15 protein-coding genes are annotated in these 17,253 nt (G+C 66.6%); 5 read left to right on the top strand and 10 right to left on the bottom strand.

Annotated elements, in window-relative coordinates; all coding sequences use genetic code 11:
- Positions 1–40: 40 nt before the first annotated feature.
- The 5 genes from scpA to E7773_RS15425 form a co-directional block, all read right to left on the bottom strand.
- On the bottom strand, positions 41–2,317 hold the full coding sequence (gene scpA, locus E7773_RS15445; protein ID WP_293993105.1) for a methylmalonyl-CoA mutase: 2,277 nt from the start codon (positions 2,315–2,317) through the stop codon (positions 41–43).
- A gap of 35 nt (positions 2,318–2,352) precedes the next feature.
- Complete coding sequence (locus E7773_RS15440) at positions 2,353–3,147, bottom strand: enoyl-CoA hydratase-related protein (protein WP_293993102.1); 795 nt, start codon at positions 3,145–3,147, stop codon at positions 2,353–2,355.
- Positions 3,148–3,157: 10 nt separating this feature from the next.
- Positions 3,158–3,577 carry a methylmalonyl-CoA epimerase gene (mce, locus tag E7773_RS15435; protein WP_293993099.1) on the bottom strand — a complete coding sequence of 140 codons (420 nt, stop codon included), beginning with the start codon at positions 3,575–3,577 and terminating at the stop codon, positions 3,158–3,160.
- Complete coding sequence (locus E7773_RS15430; RefSeq protein WP_293993097.1) at positions 3,574–4,098, bottom strand: hypothetical protein; 525 nt, start codon at positions 4,096–4,098, stop codon at positions 3,574–3,576. Before E7773_RS15430 ends, mce begins: the two co-directional genes overlap by 4 nt.
- Before the next feature lie 77 nt (positions 4,099–4,175).
- Positions 4,176–5,702 carry an acyl-CoA carboxylase subunit beta gene (locus E7773_RS15425; RefSeq protein ID WP_293993095.1) on the bottom strand — a complete coding sequence of 509 codons (1,527 nt, stop codon included), beginning with the start codon at positions 5,700–5,702 and terminating at the stop codon, positions 4,176–4,178.
- Between the two features lie 120 nt (positions 5,703–5,822).
- Here E7773_RS15425 and E7773_RS15420 point away from each other — a divergent pair, with 120 nt between their 5' ends.
- Entirely contained in the window at positions 5,823–7,721 is a 1,899-nt protein-coding gene (locus E7773_RS15420; protein WP_293993093.1) for a S9 family peptidase, read from the top strand.
- Between the two features lie 148 nt (positions 7,722–7,869).
- Here the strand turns inward: E7773_RS15420 and E7773_RS15415 are convergent, their stop codons facing one another.
- Positions 7,870–8,919, bottom strand: a complete 1,050-nt coding sequence (locus E7773_RS15415) for a cell wall hydrolase (protein ID WP_293993090.1) — start codon at positions 8,917–8,919, stop codon at positions 7,870–7,872.
- A gap of 196 nt (positions 8,920–9,115) precedes the next feature.
- Here E7773_RS15415 and E7773_RS15410 point away from each other — a divergent pair, with 196 nt between their 5' ends.
- Positions 9,116–9,520 (top strand): MAPEG family protein, encoded by a 405-nt coding sequence (locus E7773_RS15410; protein ID WP_293993087.1) that lies wholly within the window; start codon positions 9,116–9,118, stop codon positions 9,518–9,520.
- A 7-nt stretch (positions 9,521–9,527) separates the two neighbouring features.
- Here the strand turns inward: E7773_RS15410 and clpS are convergent, their stop codons facing one another.
- The 4 genes from clpS to phaC all read right to left on the bottom strand — a co-directional run bounded on the left by clpS (position 9,528) and on the right by phaC (position 14,665).
- Positions 9,528–9,863, bottom strand: coding sequence for an ATP-dependent Clp protease adapter ClpS (gene clpS / locus E7773_RS15405; protein ID WP_293993141.1), 336 nt, complete (start codon positions 9,861–9,863; stop codon positions 9,528–9,530).
- 120 nt (positions 9,864–9,983) lie between these two features.
- Positions 9,984–11,966, bottom strand: coding sequence for a TonB-dependent receptor plug domain-containing protein (locus E7773_RS15400; RefSeq protein WP_293993085.1), 1,983 nt, complete (start codon positions 11,964–11,966; stop codon positions 9,984–9,986).
- A gap of 350 nt (positions 11,967–12,316) precedes the next feature.
- A complete protein-coding gene (locus E7773_RS15395) occupies positions 12,317–12,982 on the bottom strand; it encodes a phasin family protein (RefSeq protein WP_293993083.1) in 666 nt (221 codons plus the stop codon).
- A gap of 102 nt (positions 12,983–13,084) precedes the next feature.
- Positions 13,085–14,665: a class I poly(R)-hydroxyalkanoic acid synthase gene (phaC, locus tag E7773_RS15390; protein WP_293993081.1), complete on the bottom strand. Its 1,581-nt coding sequence runs from the start codon at positions 14,663–14,665 to the stop codon at positions 13,085–13,087.
- Positions 14,666–14,757: 92 nt separating this feature from the next.
- On the opposite strand from phaC, the gene E7773_RS15385 reads away from it, so the two are divergent.
- From E7773_RS15385 to E7773_RS15375, 3 genes are read left to right on the top strand one after another with little or no spacing between them, the layout of a single operon-like run.
- Positions 14,758–15,966, top strand: coding sequence for an LL-diaminopimelate aminotransferase (locus E7773_RS15385; RefSeq protein ID WP_293993079.1), 1,209 nt, complete (start codon positions 14,758–14,760; stop codon positions 15,964–15,966).
- A gap of 7 nt (positions 15,967–15,973) precedes the next feature.
- Positions 15,974–16,744, top strand: coding sequence for a sulfite exporter TauE/SafE family protein (locus E7773_RS15380; RefSeq protein WP_293993077.1), 771 nt, complete (start codon positions 15,974–15,976; stop codon positions 16,742–16,744).
- On the top strand, positions 16,744–17,169 hold the full coding sequence (locus E7773_RS15375) for a thioesterase family protein (RefSeq protein ID WP_293993075.1): 426 nt from the start codon (positions 16,744–16,746) through the stop codon (positions 17,167–17,169). The genes E7773_RS15380 and E7773_RS15375 overlap by 1 nt, the downstream gene beginning before the upstream one ends.
- The last annotated feature ends 84 nt before the right edge of the window (positions 17,170–17,253 follow it).

The raw sequence follows: 17,253 nt of genomic DNA, 5'->3' as shown, positions 1-17,253 counted from the left end.
AATAAAGCGGAACGCGCCGATCCTGAGCACGGTCGGCATATTACTCCGCCGCCTCGCTTTCGGGCGGCATGTTGTGGCCGAGCAGGCGGAGCACGTCCTCCGCCGCCTTTACCAGATTGGTGCCGGGGCCGAAGATCGCCTGCACGCCGGCCTCGCGCAGGAAATCGTAGTCCTGCGCGGGGATCACGCCGCCGGCGATGACTTTGATGTCGGCGCGGCCGGCGTCGCGCAGATGGCCGATCAGTTCGGGGATCAGCGTCTTGTGCCCCGCCGCGAGGCTCGAGGCGCCGACCACGTCGACATCCTCTTCGAGCGCGAGCACGGCGGCTTCCTGCGGGGTCTGGAACAGCGGGCCGGGGACGACCTCGAAGCCTAGATCGCCGAACATGCTGCTGACCAGATTGGCGCCGCGGTCGTGGCCGTCCTGCCCCATCTTGGCGACGAGCATGCGCGGCTTGCGGCCCAAGCGGCGCTCGGTCGCGGCGACGCCGGACAGCAGATTTTCCCACCGCGCGTCGGCATCATATGCGCCACCATAGATGCCGCTGACCGGAGTGGGGTTGGTGCCGTAGCGCCCGAACACATCCTCCATCGCCGACGAGATTTCGCCAAGCGTCGCGCGCGCCCGCGCACATTCGACCGCGAGGGCCAGCAGGTTGTTTTCAAATCCCCCCCGGGACGGGGGGGTGACAGCCGCAGGCTGACAGGGGGGGGCCGCCTCGGTCGATTCCCCCTGTGGCCCGCCCCCTCCACCACTCGCCTCCGGCGAGCGGTCCCCCTCCCCGTGCCGGGGAGGATTTTGATTGCGGCAACCGGCCCGTAACGCTTCGAGCGCCTCCTGACACCGCGCCTCGTCGCGCCCCGCCTTGACCTTCGCGATCCGCGCGACTTGCGCCTCGCGCACGGCGTGGTTGTCGACGTCGAGGATGTCGAGATGCGCTTCCTCGGCCAGCCGGTATTTGTTGACCCCGACGATCACGTCCTCGCCGCGATCGACCCGCGCCTGTTTCGCCGCGGCGGCTTCCTCGATCATCGCCTTGGGCCAGCCCTTGGCGACCGCGGCGGCCATCCCGCCATCGGCCTCCGCGCGCTCGATCAGCGCCCAGGCTTTTTCGGCCAATTCGGCGGTCAGCGCCTCGATATAATACGAGCCCCCAAGCGGATCGGCGACGCGGGTGATGCCGGTCTCCTCCTGCAGCACGATCTGGGTATTGCGCGCGATGCGGGCAGTAAAATCGGTCGGCAGCGCGACCGCTTCGTCGAGCGCGTTGGTGTGGAGGCTTTGCGTGCCGCCGAGCGCGGCCGCCATCGCCTCGACCGTCGTGCGGATCACGTTGTTGTAGGGGTCCTGCTCCTGCAGCGACACCCCGCTGGTCTGGCAGTGCGTGCGCAGCATCTTCGACCGGTCGAGCTTCGCGCCCAGCATCGTCATCGCGCGGTGCCACAGCAGCCGCGCCGCGCGGAGCTTGGCGATCTCCATGAAGAAGTTCATGCCGACGTTGAAGAAGAAGCTCAGCCGCCCGGCGAACGCGTCGATGTCGAGCCCCGCCGCCTGCGCCGCGCGCACATAGGCCATGCCGTCGGCGAGCGTGAAGGCGAGCTCCTGGACGATCGTCGAGCCGGCTTCCTGGATGTGATAGCCCGAGATCGAGATCGAGTTGAATTTGGGCATGTGCGCGGAGGTGTAGCCGATGATGTCGGCGATGATCCGCATGCTCGGCTCGGGCGGGTAGATGTACGTGTTGCGGACCATGAACTCCTTGAGGATGTCGTTCTGGATGGTCCCGTCGAGCTGCGATTGATCGACCCCCTGCTCCTCGCCCGCGACGATGAAGAAGGCGAGGATCGGGATCACCGCGCCGTTCATCGTCATCGACACCGACATCCTGTCGAGCGGGATGCCGTCGAACAGGATCTTCATGTCGTCGATCGTGTCGATCGCGACCCCGGCCTTGCCGACGTCGCCCATAACACGCGGATGGTCGCTGTCGTAGCCGCGGTGCGTCGCGAGATCGAACGCGACGCTGAGGCCCTTCTGCCCGGCGGCGAGGTTGCGGCGGTAGAAGGCGTTGGAGGCTTCGGCGGTCGAGAAGCCGGCGTACTGGCGGATCGTCCACGGGCGGCCCGCATACATCGACGCGCGCACCCCGCGGGTGAACGGCGCGAAGCCGGGGAGACCCGGATCGGCGGCGACGTCGGCGGCGGTGTAGAGCGGCTTGACGTCGATCCCCTCGGGCGTGTGCCAAGTGAGGTCGGCGCCCTTCACTTCCTTCGCGGCGAGCGCCTGCCAGTCGTCGATCGTCGGTTTTCCGGTCATCGCCGTGCCTTACGCCTCGACACGCGCGGATGTCACTATTGCCCCCGGAATTCGGCTTTGCGCTTTTGCAGGAAGGCCATCCCGCCTTCCATCGCATCGGCGGTGCCGCGCGCGGCGCGCTGGTTCTCGGCCTCGCGCAGCATCGCACCTTCGTAATCGTCGGCGAGGCTCGCATGGAGCTGGCGGCGCATCAGCCCGAGCGCGACGGTCGGCCCCGCCGCGAGCCGCTCGGCCAGCGCGAACCCTTCATGGTCGAGCAAGTCGTCGTCGACCACGCGGTGAATCATCCCCCAGTCGAGCGCCTTGGCGGCGGGGACTCGCTCGCCCAGCATCATCATCTCGCTCGCCCGCGCGCGACCGATCAGCCGGGTCAGCATCCAGCTCGCGCCGCCGTCGGGGACCAGCCCGATATTGACGAACGCCTGGAGGAAATAGGCGGTCTCGCTCGCGACGCAGAAATCGGCGGCGAGCGCGAGGCTGCACCCAATCCCCGCCGCCGGCCCGCGCACAGCGGTGACCACCGGCACGCCAAGGTCGGCCATCGCGGTCAGCGTCGGGTTGTAGCCGTTGGTCAGCGCGTCATACGTCGCCTCGCCCGGATCGAGACCCTGTGCCGCGGCGGTCAGCGCTCCGCCGCCGACATCGGCGCCCGAGCAGAATGCCCGCCCCGCCCCCGCGATCAACACGGCTCGCGCGCCGTCGAGCTTGCCTAGCGCCTCGCGAATCTCCCCGAACATCGCCGGTGGCGCGGCGTTGAGCCGGTCGGGCCGGTTGAGCGTGACGACGAGCACGTCGCCGCGCCGTTCGGTCAGGATGTGCTCGTACCCCAATCGATCCCCCTCAATGCGCGCCCTTGGGCGTCTCCATAAACTCGGTCAGGACGCCGCCCATGTCCTTCGGGTGGACAAAGAAGATCGGCGTCCCGTGCGCGCCGATCCGCGGCTCGCCGAGCACACGTGCGCCCTTGGCCTCGAACCAGGCCTTCGCCTCGTCGATATCGGGCACTTCGTAGCACACATGGTGCTGCCCGCCGCCCGGGTTCTTGGCGATGAACACCGCGATCGGCGAACTCGCATCGTACGGCTCGATCAGCTCGATCTGCGTGTTGGGTGTGTCGACGAAGCACACCTTCACACCTTGCGCGGGCAAGTCGAACGGCTCCCCGATCGCGGTCGCGCCCATCACGTCACGCCAATACGGGATGGCATCGGCGATCGACGGCGTCGCCACCCCGACGTGATTGAGCCGGCCGAGCTTCACTTCGGCGCGGGGGTGGCTGCCGGCAGCGGCGCGCGCACCGGCGGCGTGCCGAGCGTATAGCCGCAACCCGCGAGCAAGGTCGTGACCGGGGCAGCCGACGGCGGCCCCGCGAAGGTCGCGTCGATCGGCTCGCCCTGCGCCGTCGTGGTGTGGACCTTTATGACTTTGCCGCCGGCAATCGCGGTGGTCAGCGTCGTCACCGCCATGTCATCGCGCACGTATGCGCCCTTTTCGACGAACTCCCAGTTCGAGCCCATCGGCGTGCCGCCGTCGATCGTGAAGGTCACCGGCCGGTCGGGCGGACCGCCCAGCGGCGTTTTGGTGAACAGCTGGACGGAAACAATCCGCTCCTTGCCCGAATCGCAGCGCAGGCGAAGCGTCGCATTGCCGTCGCTCGACGGCGTGCCGAGCACGGTCGAGGTGATCGTGGGATCGGCATTGGGGCGCGGCGTCACGGTCCACGGAGCAGGTGCGGCGGCAGGGGCAGCGGCTTGAAGGAACAGGGCGAGAATTGAAATCATGGACAGGCCTTTCGGGCGGAGGGAAGCGGGCGTTTTAACGAGTTACCGCGATAGGGCAAACGGTCGCGATGACGGCATCACAGCGGGATATTGTCGTGCTTCTTCCACGGATTCTCGAGCTGCTTCCCGCGCAGCTTGCGCAAGCCCAGCGCGATCCGCCGCCGAGTCGAGTGCGGCTGGATCACTTCGTCGATGAAGCCCTTCGACGCCGCGACGAACGGGTTGGCGAAGCGCGCCTCGTATTCCGCCGTCCGTTCGGCGATTTCCTCGGGGGTTTTGCCGCGGAAGATAATCTCGACCGCGCCCTTCGCGCCCATCACCGCGATCTCGGCGGTCGGCCAGGCGTAGTTGAGGTCGCCGCGCAGGTGCTTCGACGCCATCACGTCGTAGGCGCCACCATAGGCCTTGCGCGTGATGACGGTGATCTTGGGGACGGTCGCCTCGGCATAGGCGAACAGCAGTTTGGCGCCGTGCTTGATGATGCCGTTATGCTCCTGCGCGGTGCCGGGCAGGAAGCCGGGGACGTCGACGAAGGTGATGATCGGAATCTCGAACGCGTCGCAGAAGCGGACGAAGCGCGCGGCTTTCTTGGACGAATTAATGTCGAGCACGCCCGCCAGCACCATCGGCTGGTTGGCGACGACGCCGACCGTGCGCCCCTCGATCCGCCCAAAGCCGACGATGATGTTGCCGGCATGGCCCGGCTGAACCTCGAAGAAATCGCCCTCGTCGAGCGTCTTCCGGATCAGCTCGTGCATGTCGTACGGCTGGTTGGCCGACGCGGGGATCAGCGTGTCGAGGCTGTCCTCGATCCGATCCCACGGGTCGGCGGTCGGGCGCTCTGGCACGGGCTCGCGGTTCGAGGCGGGGAGGAAATCCACGAAATCGCGCGCCGCGAGCAGCGCCTCGATATCGTCGTTGAACGCATTGTCGGCGACCGATGTCTTGGTGGTGTGCGTCACCGCGCCGCCCAAAGCCTCTTGCGTCACGACCTCGTTGGTCACGGTCTTCACCACGTCGGGGCCGGTGACGAACATATAGCTCGAATCCTTCACCATGAAGATGAAGTCGGTCATCGCCGGCGAGTACACCGCGCCGCCCGCGCACGGCCCCATGATCAGGCTGATCTGCGGCACCACGCCCGACGCCAGCACATTGCGCTGGAACACCTCGGCATAGCCACCGAGCGACGCCACGCCCTCCTGAATCCGCGCGCCGCCCGAATCGTTGAGTCCGATGACCGGCGCGCCGATCTTCATCGCCAGGTCCATCACCTTGCAGATCTTCTGCGCGTGGCGCTCCGACAGCGAGCCGCCGAACACGGTGAAATCCTGCGAGAAAACGCACACCATTCGCCCGTTGATCGTGCCTGTGCCGGTGACCACGCCGTCGCCCGGGATCACCGCGTCCTGCATCCCGAAGTCGACGCAATTATGCTCGACGAACATGTCGAGCTCCTCGAAGCTGCCTTCGTCAAGCAGCACGTCGATTCGCTCTCGCGCGGTCAGCTTGCCCTTGGCGTGTTGTGCGGCGATGCGCTTTTCGCCGCCGCCGAGGCGGGCGGCCTCTCGCCTGCGGGCGAGTTCCTCGATGGTCGATGACATGGCCGCGCTTTTTGACCCGTTCGGCACCGAACGCAACCGTTGGAGAGCGAACGCTCGCCTGCCTCTTTTTCGAACGCCGGTTACGGACTAACGAAGCGCGTCCCTCCCGAGGAGTTCCCGATGCGCCTAGTCCTTGCCGCCGCCCTGCTCGCTTCCGCCGCCGTCCCCGCGCTCGCCGCGCCGGTCCATTCGTACGGCGCGCTGGCGCTGTCGCCCGCGGGAGACAAATTGGCGAGCATCGAATCGGGCGGGGGCATTCACGGCAAGATCGTGGTGCGCTCGGTCAAGGACGGGCGCATCCTGGCGACAATCGATCCGTGCGTGACGTGCAGCTATTCGGGGCTGACCTTCGGCCCCGGCGGATCGCTCGCCTGGCTCCAGCGCGACCGCGCCGCCGGCACGATGACGCTCGAGGTCGGCGAGGGCAAATCCTCGCGCGCGATCGCAGTGGTCAAGGGCGTCGCGCAAACGCCGCGCTTCTCCCCCGACGGCAAGCGCATCGCGCTGCTCGTGACGATTGGTGCTGCAAAGGAATCGGGCGCGACTCAGCCCGGCGTGCGGCAGGTCGGCGAAATCGGCGAGAAGAGCGACGAGCAGCGCATCGCGGTGTTCGACCTGAGCGGGAAGACGGTGAGCGACGTGAGCCCGCTCTCCCCTGCCGACCGCTACATCTACGAATATGACTGGACCCCCGATGGGCGCGGGTTCGTCGCGACGACGGCACTGGGCAATGGCGACAACAATTGGTGGGTCGCAACGCTCGACGCGGTCGACGCCACGACCGGCGCGGTGCGCACCATCGCCCGGCCCAAGACCCAGCTCAATTTCCCGCGCATTTCGCCGGACGGAAAGACGGTCGCCTATATCGGCGGGCTGATGAGCGATTTCGGACCCGTAGGCGGCGACATCTGGACGGTGCCGTTCGCGGGCGGCGAGCCGGTCAACGCGACCAAGGGCGACAAGGCGACGGTCACCTCGTTCACCTGGACCAGGGGTGGGATTCGCGAGACCCGGCTGATGGGCGCGAATGCACAGGTCGCGACCTTCGCGCCGGGCAAGGGCACGCAAGTCGCGTGGGAACAGCCGGTCAGCTTCGGCGCGGGCGACGGCCGGGTCGCGTTCAGCAGCGACGGATCGGTGCTCGCGACGGTGGTGCAGGATTTCGAGCACGCCCCCGCCATCTACGCGGGCCCGCGCGGCGCGGTGCGCAAGATCACGGCCGATAACGACGGCGTGGCACCTGTCGTTAAGGCGACCAGCATCACGTGGAAGAACGACGGATACGACGTGCAGGGCTGGCTGATCGGCCCGCGCGTCACGCCGGCGGGCAAGGCACCGATGATCGTCAACGTCCATGGCGGGCCGTCCTCGGCCTCGGGCCCAAGCTTCGCGTCCGCCGACAGCCCCAATGCCGAGTATGTCAACGCCGGCTATTACGTCTTCTACCCCAATCCGCGCGGCTCCTACGGCCAGGGCGAGGCGTTCACCGCCGCCAACAAGCGCGATTTCGGCGGCGGCGACCTGCGCGACATCCTGACCGGGGTCGACGCGGTCGAGAAGGTCGCGCCGATCGACGACGAACGGCTCGGGCTGACCGGGGGCAGCTATGGCGGGTTCATGGCGATGTGGGCGAACACCCAGACCAACCGCTTCAAGGCGATCGTCGCGGGGGCCGGCCTGTCGAACTGGATCAGCTATTACGGCACCAACGGGATCGACCAGTGGATGATCCCGTTCTTCGGCAAGTCCGCGTACGACGACCCCGAGGCGTACACGAAGGTTTCCGCGATCACGTACATCAAGAAGGCGCGGACCCCGACCTTCATCTATGTCGGCGAACGCGACATCGAGGTGCCGCCGACCCAGTCGATCGAATATTGGCACGCGCTGAAGGAGCTCGGCGTGCCGACCACGCTGATGATCTACCCCGATGAAGGCCATGGCATCCGCCAGCCCGAGCACATCCTCGACCTGAAGAAGCGCGTGTTCGCGTGGTGGGCGAAGTATCTGGGGAAATAGGCGAGCCTGCCTCTCCAATTCCGTCATCCCGGCCTTGAGCCGGGATCCATTGTGCCGCACGCTCATCGCTGAACCGCGGCGTTGCGCTCGCCGCCAGATGGGCCCCGGATCAAGTCCGGGGTGACGGCTTAGGGTTAGCGCGCGGCCACTACCGCAGCGGCTTGCCCGAATCCTTCCAGCGGTCGAGGATCTGCGACTCGCCCGGCAGATTGTCGGCGCTGGCGGCCGGCCCCGGCTTGGCGACGCTCGCGTCCTGATAGCCCGGCTGGATGAAGCTCGTGTCGGTCTTCGCGACGGATGCCGTGCCCGGGACCGGCGTAGTGGTCGCCATCGCGAACGCGGTCGGGGGCATCAGCGGGAGGATCGGGTCGATCCGGCGATGCGGCCCCGGCACCGGCTCGCCGCCCCGGTAGCGCGCGTTGCTGAACGCGGCCGGCGTGCCCCAATAGCCCTTCCAGCGGTGGAAGAAATGCGCGCCGATCGCGTCGGTCATCACCAGGCTGCGGTTCCACGACGGAGTGACGGCATAGGTGTGGTAATGCGTCGCCATCCCGACCGCACCCATCACGTACCCGTTGAGCGCCGCCGCCGCGATCCGCGTCGCGCGCGCCATCGCCACAGCCGAGCGCGGGCGCGCCATCGACCCGTCGCAGGCATAGCTGAACTGGCACCCGGTGGTGCGCTCCGAGCCCTGATAGACCACCCCGCATACGGTCGAGGGGAAGGCCGGGTGGCGGACGCGGTTGAGGATCACTTGCGCAACCGCGCGCTGGCCGTCGTCGCTTTCGGACGCCGCCTCGTAATAGATCGCGGTCGACAGGCAATCGAGCGCACGCGCGCGGTCGAGCGCGCTCGCGCCGAGCATCGAGAAGGGTTGCGCCGGCTTCACCGTGCCGTCGAGGTCGGGAGTCAGCACGGCGTTGGTCGGGATCGCGAGCGTGCTGATGTCGATCGTCCCCGTCGTGCCGACCATCGGCGCGGCATCCTCTTCCGCCACGTACAGCGACGCGGCACCGGGGAAGTGATCCTCGCTCTCGTACCCGATCGGCGGGAGCGGCGGCGCGAGCGCCACGGCCGGCGGCGCGTAATAGGCGACCACCGCCGCCTTCGCCGACACCCCGAGCACGGGCAGGCCGATCAGCAGCGCCAAAAGCGCCGCGCGGCTCCGCCGGATCGTCGATGTGCGCCAAAAGTTCATCAGGGTCCCGCCCGGGCCGATCCCGGCGCGAGAGCGCCTAGCGCAAAAACCCTAACGGATCGCGCGCGATTTTGGTGCTGTCCCGACGCGAAACGATTGATGGTTAACGTAATTTTGGGGCGGCGGCGCCTCGTCAGGCCATGGCTTTGCCGGCGGCGCCCATCGTGACATACTCCCAGAACAAGGGGGAAACGTCATGATGCAATACAGCTGGACCGCCATCGTCACGATCGTGGCGCTGCTCGTCTATATCGGCCTCGGGCTGCAGGTCGCGAAGGCACGCGGCACGTCGGGGATCGAGGCGCCGGCGATGACCGGGCACCCGGTGCTGGAGCGCGCGGTGCGCGTGCACGTCAACACGCTCGAATGGCTGCCGACCTTCCTGACCGCTTTGTGGCTGTTTGCGCTCTACTGGAACCAGAAGGTCGCGGCGGGGCTCGGCGTCGTGTGGATCGTAGGCCGGCTGCTCTATTCGAGCGGCTACATGGCCGATCCGGCCAAGCGCAGCACGGGGTTCCTGATTCAGGCGCTGACGACGCTGGTGCTGTTGCTCGGGGCGCTCGGCAAGATCGTTTACATGATGGCGACTGGGAGCGCCTGAAGGACGATCAGGCCTTTTCCAAGGTGCACTGCAGCGGGTGCTGGTTCTGCCGGGCGAAGTCCATCACCTGGCTGACCTTGGTCTCGGCGACTTCGTAGGTGAACACGCCGCATACCCCGACGCCCTTCTGGTGGACGTGGAACATGACCTGCGTCGCCTCCTCCACCGACATGCGGAAGAATTGCTGGAGGCACAGCACGACGAACTCCATCGGCGTGTAATCGTCGTTGAGCATCAGCACGCGGTACGGCGTCGGCTGCTTGGTCCGCGTGCGGGTGCGCGTGGCGATCCCGACGCCGGTGCCGTCGTCATCGTCACCGATCCCACCGGGACCGTTGGCCATCGTGATATTGGTGTAGTCGAACATCGCGGAAACCAAAATATGGCATTGCGGCGGGCGAGGGCAAGGGGGCGAGACCGCCGTTAACCGCCCTTTTTGCCCGCCGCTGGCAATCCGCTCCGTCTAGAAGTTGCCCTTCACCGAAAAAGCGAAGATCGGCCCGATCAGCTGGTTGTGGTATTCGCGGAACAGCAGCGGGTTGGTCGTGCGGCGCCCGTCATAGACGTAACGGTCGAGCAGATGCCGTGCGTTGTTGAGGTTGATCACGGTGAACCGCACGGTCAGCCCGGCCAGGTTCTTGCGCTCGACGAACGCGCTGACGAACCACGGCCCCTCCCAGCTGCGCAGCACTTCGGTGGTGTAGAAGGTCCGGTTGAAATGGTCGTATTGCGCCTCCGCGCCGTACGCGAAGTGGCTGCCGGGGACGTCCTGGCGGAACGAGAAGTCCATCCACGCATCGTGATTGCCGCTGATCGATCGCTCGACTCCGGTCAGCGGGTCGCGCACGCGCGTGCGCTCGGTGCCGAGCGTCGCGTCAAGCTTGGCGCCGCGCCACCCGATCGGGTCGAACTGGAACGTGCTGGTGCTGACGATGCCGAACCGCGTCGCGTTGGGAAGGTTGCCGACGCCTTCGTCGGTCGCGCCGATCGGGATGATGTCGATGATGTCGGTGATCTTGTGCGCATAGACACGCAGCCGGGTCTTGCCCCAGCGCCCGAGCTCGCGGCCAACTTCGCCTTCCAGCTCCCAGCTTTGCGGCGGGACGAGGTCGGGGTTGCCGGCGTTCTGGCGATCCTGGCTCAAATTGGGCTGCGACAGGAAATCGTAGAAGCTGATCTGGCCGACGCGGCGAGTCAGCTTGAGGCTGGCGTCCCAACCCGGCGACGGCCGCCAGCCGAGCGACAGGCTGCCCTTCGGCCGAAAGAATTTGCGCGGGGCGAGGTTGCCGTCGACGCGCGTGAGCGTGCTCTGCTCGGCGCCGATTACCGCCTGGAGGTCGACCTTGGGGCCGAGCGGGCGGCTGAGCGTCGCGGTGCCCTCATAGCGCGTCTCCTCGACCTTCCCCGACCCGCCGGGAAAGGGAATCGGGTCGAAGCTGCCCGCGGGCGACAGCGCGGCCAGCGACCCGCGCTGGTTGAGCGAATTGAACGCGCGCTCGAATGTCAACAACAGCGCGTTCTTGCCCATCTTCCACGAATATTCGGCGCGCCCGACGGTTTCGCCGATCAGCGAATTGCGGCCGAACAGCGTGCCGGTGTCGGGCGCGCCGCTGACGTAGCTCGTCACCTGCCGTTCGAGGATCGGCTCGTGGTCGAGATGGCGCAACCCGATCAGCTTGAGCCGCCCCGGACCAAGGTGGAACTCATAGTCGCCGCTGATATCGTAATAGAAGCCGTTCAACTGGCTGCGGTCCACCCGGCTGCGGTCGTCGCCGTCGGCACGCACGCGCGTGTCGGCATTGTACACCGGGTTGAAGTAGGGTGTTCCCGACAGCGTCAGATTGCCCTTGGCCGACCCGGGGCCGCGAAACCCGAGCTTGATCTTGCCGGTGACGAGGTCGGATTCGCTGTGAAAGATCTGGTTGCGGCGCTCGATCAGCGCGCCGCTGCCGTCGGTGATCAGCACCGGACCGCCGAGTCCGCCGCGCCCGGTCTGGTCCTCGACCGATAAAGTATAGTCGAGCCAGCCGCCGACCTTGCCCGAATAGCTGATCGACCCACTGTACAGGTTGGGCCTGGCGAAGTGCGCGCGAAAGTCAGGGGTCCAGGCGAACTGGCCCTTGCCGCCGCCCGCTGCCTTGACGATGACGTTCGCGACCTGGCCGACCAGCCCGGCGATCCCCAGGCTCGACGCGTCGACGATCTCGATCCGCTCGACATTGCCCGCGGGAACCTTGCGCAATTCGTCGATCGCGCCGCCCGATTTGTTGGCGATCCGCTCGCCGTTGATCAGCACGTTCTCCGACGCTTGGCCGAGCCCACGCTCCTGGTCGGCGCTGCGGATCGTGAACCCCGGCACCTGCGTCAGCATGTCGTACGCGGTCTGCGGCGCGAACCGGGCGAAGTCGGCGGGCAGGTAGACGCGTTTGGCGGTCGCGGCTGACACCGGCTGTGGCGCGGGGGCTACGGCGGGATCGGAGGACGGGGGCGGCGTTGTCTGCGCGGCGGCCGGCGAAGGAAGGATCAGCGCGACGCCGGTCGACAACACGGCACGGTACCGCAAACGAACATGACGGGACATCACTCTACCCTCCCCAACGCTATAACTACGTACGTAATCAATACGATTACGCCTGTAGTCAATAGCTTGTCCCCGTCAAGCTGTATTATTTTGATAGCACACGCCGAGTCGTCGTCAACGGCCAAGGGGCGCCCAGCATCGAGCACGAAAAAGCGGCCGCCAGTTGCCCGGCGGCCGCCCATTTTTTCGTTCAGCCTTGCGGCCGAGGCGTTGGCTTACGCGGCGACCTTCAGCTTCTCGGCGGCAACTGCGACGCGGTTCGAGATCGGCTTGGCGACGTCGCCAGCCAGCTTGATGAAGGCTTCGGTGTTCTTCGAGGTCTCGGCGACCATCGAATCGAACTGGCCGCGGACGAAGTCGGCGTGCAGCTTCAGGAACTCGGTCGGCGACTTGACGCCGGCGAAGCTCTTGAACGCGGCGGTCGTGCCTTCGAACTGACGGCGCGCATATTCGGCATAGCCCTGGCCCAGCGTCTCGAAGCCCTTGGCCGCGATCTTGCCCGATTCGACGAGCGCTTCGACGTTGCCCTTATTGAACTCGTTGAGCTCGGCGAACGCCTTGGTGCCCTTTTCCATGGCGGCCTTGGCGCGGGTGTTCATGTCGGCGAACAGGGCTTCGCCCTTCGCGGTGGCGTCCTTGATCGTAGCTTCCATCTTGGTCACTTCCTTGGTTGTGGCCGGGGCCGCTTCGGCGGCAACGGCGGAGATTTTGTCGGTTACGGCGGTCACTGTCTTGTCGACGGCGGGGGTCTCGACGACCGGCCACACCGGCTGCTCGGCGGCAGGCGCGGCGACGACGGAGGAAGCGGCTTTCGCCACGGCGGGCTTCTTGGCTACGGGCTTGCGCGCCGAAGTCTTCGAAACAGGAGCCTTGGTCGACATTCTTTGCCTCCGCAACGTCATTGCTGCACTGCACAAATAGGCATTTGCGCAGGATAGTCAAGCATTTTTGTGCGCTGCAACATAACTGTCGCAGAAGGTGGGTCAGCGCGTTTTGACGTAACGTCCCGGCGCTTCCTCGATCGCGGCAAGCTTGCCCTCGCCTGGCACGCGGGCGGCCACCTGCTTCGTACTGAACTCGCGAATCCATTCGATCCAGTCGGGCCACCAGCTGCCCTTGTGCTCGGTCGCGCCGGCGACGAAATCGGCCAGCGATCCCGCCTCGCTGTCGCCCGTCCAGTACTGGTATTTTCCCGCGGCGGGCGGGTTGACCACGCCGGCGATGTGCCCCGACCCGGCGAGCACGAACTTCAGCGGCCCGGCGAAGTGATGCGTGATCTTCCACACGCTTTCGGCCGGCGCGATATGGTCCTCGCGCCCCGCCTGGATGTAGCTCGGCGTCTCGACCTTCGACAGGTCGATTGCCACCCCCAGCGCGCTCACCCCGCCCGGCTGCGCGAGCTTGTTGTCGCGGTACAGGTCGGTCAGATACGCCTTGTGCCACTTGGCGGGCAGGTTGGTGACGTCGCCGTTCCAGTGGAGCAGGTCGAACGACGGGTGCTTGTCGCCCAGCAGATAATGGTTGACCACCGGCGACCAGATCAGATCCTTGCCGCGCAGCATGTTGAACGTCGCGGCGAGATAGCGCCCGTCAAGATACCCCTGTCCCGACAGCGTCTCGATCAGCTGCAAATATGCGTCGTCGATGAAATTGCCGAGCTCGCCGGTTTCCGAGAAGTCGATTTGGGCTGTGAAGAAGGTCGCCGACTTGACCTTCTTCGCCTCTCCCTTCGCCGCCAGCACCGCGAGGGTGGCTGCGAGCGTGGTGCCCGCGACGCAATAACCGATCGCGTGCACCGACTTGACGTCGAGCGCGTCGCGGATCGTGTCGATCGCGTCGATCTGCGCGGCGATGTAATCGTCCCACACCACGTCCCTCATCGACGCGTCGGCCGACTTCCAGCTGACCATGAACACGGTCAGCCCCTGGTCGACCGCCCAGCGGATGAAGCTTTTCTCGGGCGAGAGATCGAGGATGTAGAAGCGGTTGATCCACGGCGGGAAGATGACGAGCGGCGTGTTCGCGACCCGATCGGTGGTCGGCGCGTACTGGATCAGCTGATAGAGCGGGGTTTCGTGGACGACCTTGCCCGGCGTGGTCGCGATGTTGCGCCCGACCTCGAACGCCTGGGGGTCGGTGTGCGTCAGCTGCCCGCGCTGGAAATCGCGAAGCATCTTGGCGAACCCCTCGGCCAAGCTCGCGCCGCCTGTGTCGAGCGCCTTGTTGAGCGCCTTGGGGTTGGTGAAGGGCGAATTGGCCGGGCTCATCGCCTCGACCAACGTGCGCATCGCGAACCGCGCGCGGTCGCGCCCCGCGTCGTCGAGCCCCGGCGCCTGGTCGACCGACTTCATCATCGCGTCGGCCATCACCGAATAGCCCTGGCGCATCAGGTCGAACACCGGGTGCTCCCATTCGGCGCCCGAAAAGCGCCGGTCCTTGGGATCGACCGCGCCCCGCCCCGCCGCCGCGACCGGGGCAAGCACCTGCCCCCAGGCATCGAGCACGGCGCGGACGCCGGCGCCTGGGGTGGTATCGGGTTCGGGCGGAGTTGGATCGTCGACCATGGCTTCCGCTCTAACGCGGAAGCGCGCGATTTGCACCCGTTCCGCCCGATTTGCGCTTTCCCTCTACGCGGCCGCGCGGCACACTTGTTGACATGACCGACGACTTCTACCGTATCAAACGCTTGCCGCCGTATATCATCGCCGAGGTCAACGGCATGCGCGCGGCGGCGCGCGCGGGGGGCGAGGACATCATCGATCTCGGCATGGGCAATCCCGACCTGCCGCCGCCGCCGCACGTCATCGAGAAACTGGTCGAGGTGGCGCAGAAGCCCAACGCGCACGGGTACTCGCAGTCGAAGGGCATTCCCGGCCTGCGCCGCGCGCAGGCCAATTATTACGGCCGCCGTTTCGGGGTCGAGGTCGATCCCGAAAGCGAAGTCGTCGTGACGATGGGTTCGAAGGAGGGGCTCGCCAGCCTCGCCACCGCGATCACCGCGCCGGGCGACGTCGTGCTCGCGCCCAACCCGAGCTACCCGATCCACACGTTTGGCTTCATCATCGCCGGCGCGACGATCCGCGCGGTGCCGACCACGCCCGACGAAGCCTATTTCGACGCGCTCGAACGCGCGATCGCCTTTACTGTCCCGCGCCCGAGCGTGCTGGTGGTCAACTATCCGTCGAACCCGACCGCCGAGACGGTCGACCTCGCTTTCTACGAGCGGCTGGTGGCTTGGGCGAAGGAAAACCAGGTCTGGATCATCTCCGACCTCGCTTATTCGGAACTCTACTACGACGGTAACCCGACCGTTTCGATCCTGCAGGTCAAGGGCGCGAAGGACATCGCGGTCGAGTTCACCAGCCTGTCGAAGACCTATTCGATGGCCGGCTGGCGGATCGGCTTCGCGGTCGGCAACAAGCAGCTGATCGCGGCGATGACGCGGGTGAAATCGTACCTCGACTATGGCGCCTTCACCCCGATCCAGGCGGCGGCGTGCGCGGCGCTCAACGGACCGCAGGACATCGTCGAGAAGAACCGCCAGCTCTACCACAAGCGCCGCGACGTGCTGGTCGAAAGCTTCGGCCGCGCCGGGTGGGACATTCCCTCCCCCCGCGCCTCGATGTTCGCCTGGGCGCCGCTCCCGCCGAGCCTCGCGCACCTAGGCAGCCTTGAGTTCTCCAAACAATTGCTGACTCACGCTCAGGTCGCGGTTGCGCCAGGGGTGGGCTATGGCGAGAACGGGGAAGGTTTCGTGCGCATCGCATTGGTCGAAAACGAGCAGCGGCTGCGCCAGGCGGCGCGCAACGTGAAGCGCTATCTGCAATCGATGGGGGTCAACACCCCCGGCGCCTCGGCGGGCTGATCCCATCTTGCCGATAGATTGGCATTATTCGCTAGCCGGTGTGCTGGTGGGCCTCGTCGTGGGGCTGACCGGGGTCGGCGGCGGGTCGCTGATGACGCCGCTGCTCGTGCTGGTGTTCGGCGTCGCGCCGACCACCGCGGTCGGGACCGATCTGCTCTACGCCTCGGCGACCAAGACCGTCGGCACCACCGTCCACGGCTGGCGCGGGACGGTCGACTGGCGCGTCGTCGGCCGGTTGGCCGCGGGGAGCGTGCCGGCGACGATCCTCACGCTGCTGGCGATCGGGCACGCGGGCGCGGCCAGGACTGGGCACACGATCTCGCTGATCCTCGGCATCGTCCTGATCCTGTCGGCGGTCGCGACGATCTTTCGCGCACGGATCGTCGCGTACCTGACGCCACGCGTTGGCGCGGTCGGAAGCGAGCACCCGCTGATCTTCACCGTGCTGCTCGGCGCGATCCTCGGCACGCTGGTGTCGCTGACCTCGGTCGGCGCGGGGGCGCTCGGGATGACCGCGCTGCTGATCCTTTACCCCACGCTGCCGATCAACCGGCTGGTCGGGTCCGACATCGCGCACGCGGTGCCGCTGACCTTGCTCGCGGGGATGGGTCATTGGCTGCTCGGATCGGTCAATGGCGAAATTCTGGTCTCGCTGCTCACCGGGTCGATCCCGGGAATCATTGTGGGCAGCCTTATCGCGAGCCGCGTGTCGGACCGCTTCCTCACGCCGATCCTCGCGACTGTGTTGCTGCTCGTCGGCGCGAAATTGCTGTTCTGATGCAACGCGAGGGCTTCGCTTTCTCGACCGCGTTCAAGGTCCGCTATGCTGAGATCGACGGGCAGAAGGTCGTCTTCAACTCGCGCTACCTCGAATATACCGACGTCGCCGCGGCCGAGTTCTGGGAATGGACCGGGATCGCCGACGCGCTCGGCCCGGTGTGGACCGACACCGAATTCCACGTCCGCCGCGCGGAGGTCGACTATCTCAAGCCCTTCGTATGGGGCGACACGATCCGTATCTGGGTCCGCATCGACCGCGTCGGCACGACCAGCATGACGCAGCGCTACGAGATGGTGAACGAAGCGACCGGCGAGCTGCACTGTGCGGTCGACATGGTGATCGTCAACGTCCACCTGCCGACCGGCGAGCCCGCGCCGATCGCCGGTGCGGTGCGGCAGTTCATCGGAAAACTGCCTACCTAAAACCATCACCCCAGCGGAAGCTGGGGTCTCGTGCGGTATCGCGCCGTCGCCTGAGATCCCAGCTTTCGCTAGGAGGACGCTATG

This window comes from Sphingomonas sp. (assembly GCF_004799495.1).
Lineage (GTDB): Bacteria > Pseudomonadota > Alphaproteobacteria > Sphingomonadales > Sphingomonadaceae > Sphingomonas.
Note: the sequence above shows the minus strand (reverse complement) of the source record. Positions and strands in the feature narration are given on the sequence as shown.

What these genes read in the sequence shown, in the direction of transcription:
- scpA (WP_293993105.1), bottom strand. Translation starts at nt 2,317, where the DNA reads ATGACCGGAAAACCGACGATCGACGACTGGCAGGCGCTCGCCGCGAAG.
- E7773_RS15430 (WP_293993097.1), bottom strand. Translation starts at nt 4,098, where the DNA reads ATGATTTCAATTCTCGCCCTGTTCCTTCAAGCCGCTGCCCCTGCCGCC.
- E7773_RS15395 (WP_293993083.1), bottom strand. Translation starts at nt 12,982, where the DNA reads ATGTCGACCAAGGCTCCTGTTTCGAAGACTTCGGCGCGCAAGCCCGTA.
- E7773_RS15410 (WP_293993087.1), top strand. Translation starts at nt 9,116, where the DNA reads ATGATGCAATACAGCTGGACCGCCATCGTCACGATCGTGGCGCTGCTC.
- E7773_RS15375 (WP_293993075.1), top strand. Translation starts at nt 16,744, where the DNA reads ATGCAACGCGAGGGCTTCGCTTTCTCGACCGCGTTCAAGGTCCGCTAT.
- E7773_RS15415 (WP_293993090.1), bottom strand. Translation starts at nt 8,919, where the DNA reads ATGAACTTTTGGCGCACATCGACGATCCGGCGGAGCCGCGCGGCGCTT.
- phaC (WP_293993081.1), bottom strand. Translation starts at nt 14,665, where the DNA reads ATGGTCGACGATCCAACTCCGCCCGAACCCGATACCACCCCAGGCGCC.
- E7773_RS15425 (WP_293993095.1), bottom strand. Translation starts at nt 5,702, where the DNA reads ATGTCATCGACCATCGAGGAACTCGCCCGCAGGCGAGAGGCCGCCCGC.
- E7773_RS15385 (WP_293993079.1), top strand. Translation starts at nt 14,758, where the DNA reads ATGACCGACGACTTCTACCGTATCAAACGCTTGCCGCCGTATATCATC.
- E7773_RS15420 (WP_293993093.1), top strand. Translation starts at nt 5,823, where the DNA reads ATGCGCCTAGTCCTTGCCGCCGCCCTGCTCGCTTCCGCCGCCGTCCCC.
- clpS (WP_293993141.1), bottom strand. Translation starts at nt 9,863, where the DNA reads ATGGCCAACGGTCCCGGTGGGATCGGTGACGATGACGACGGCACCGGC.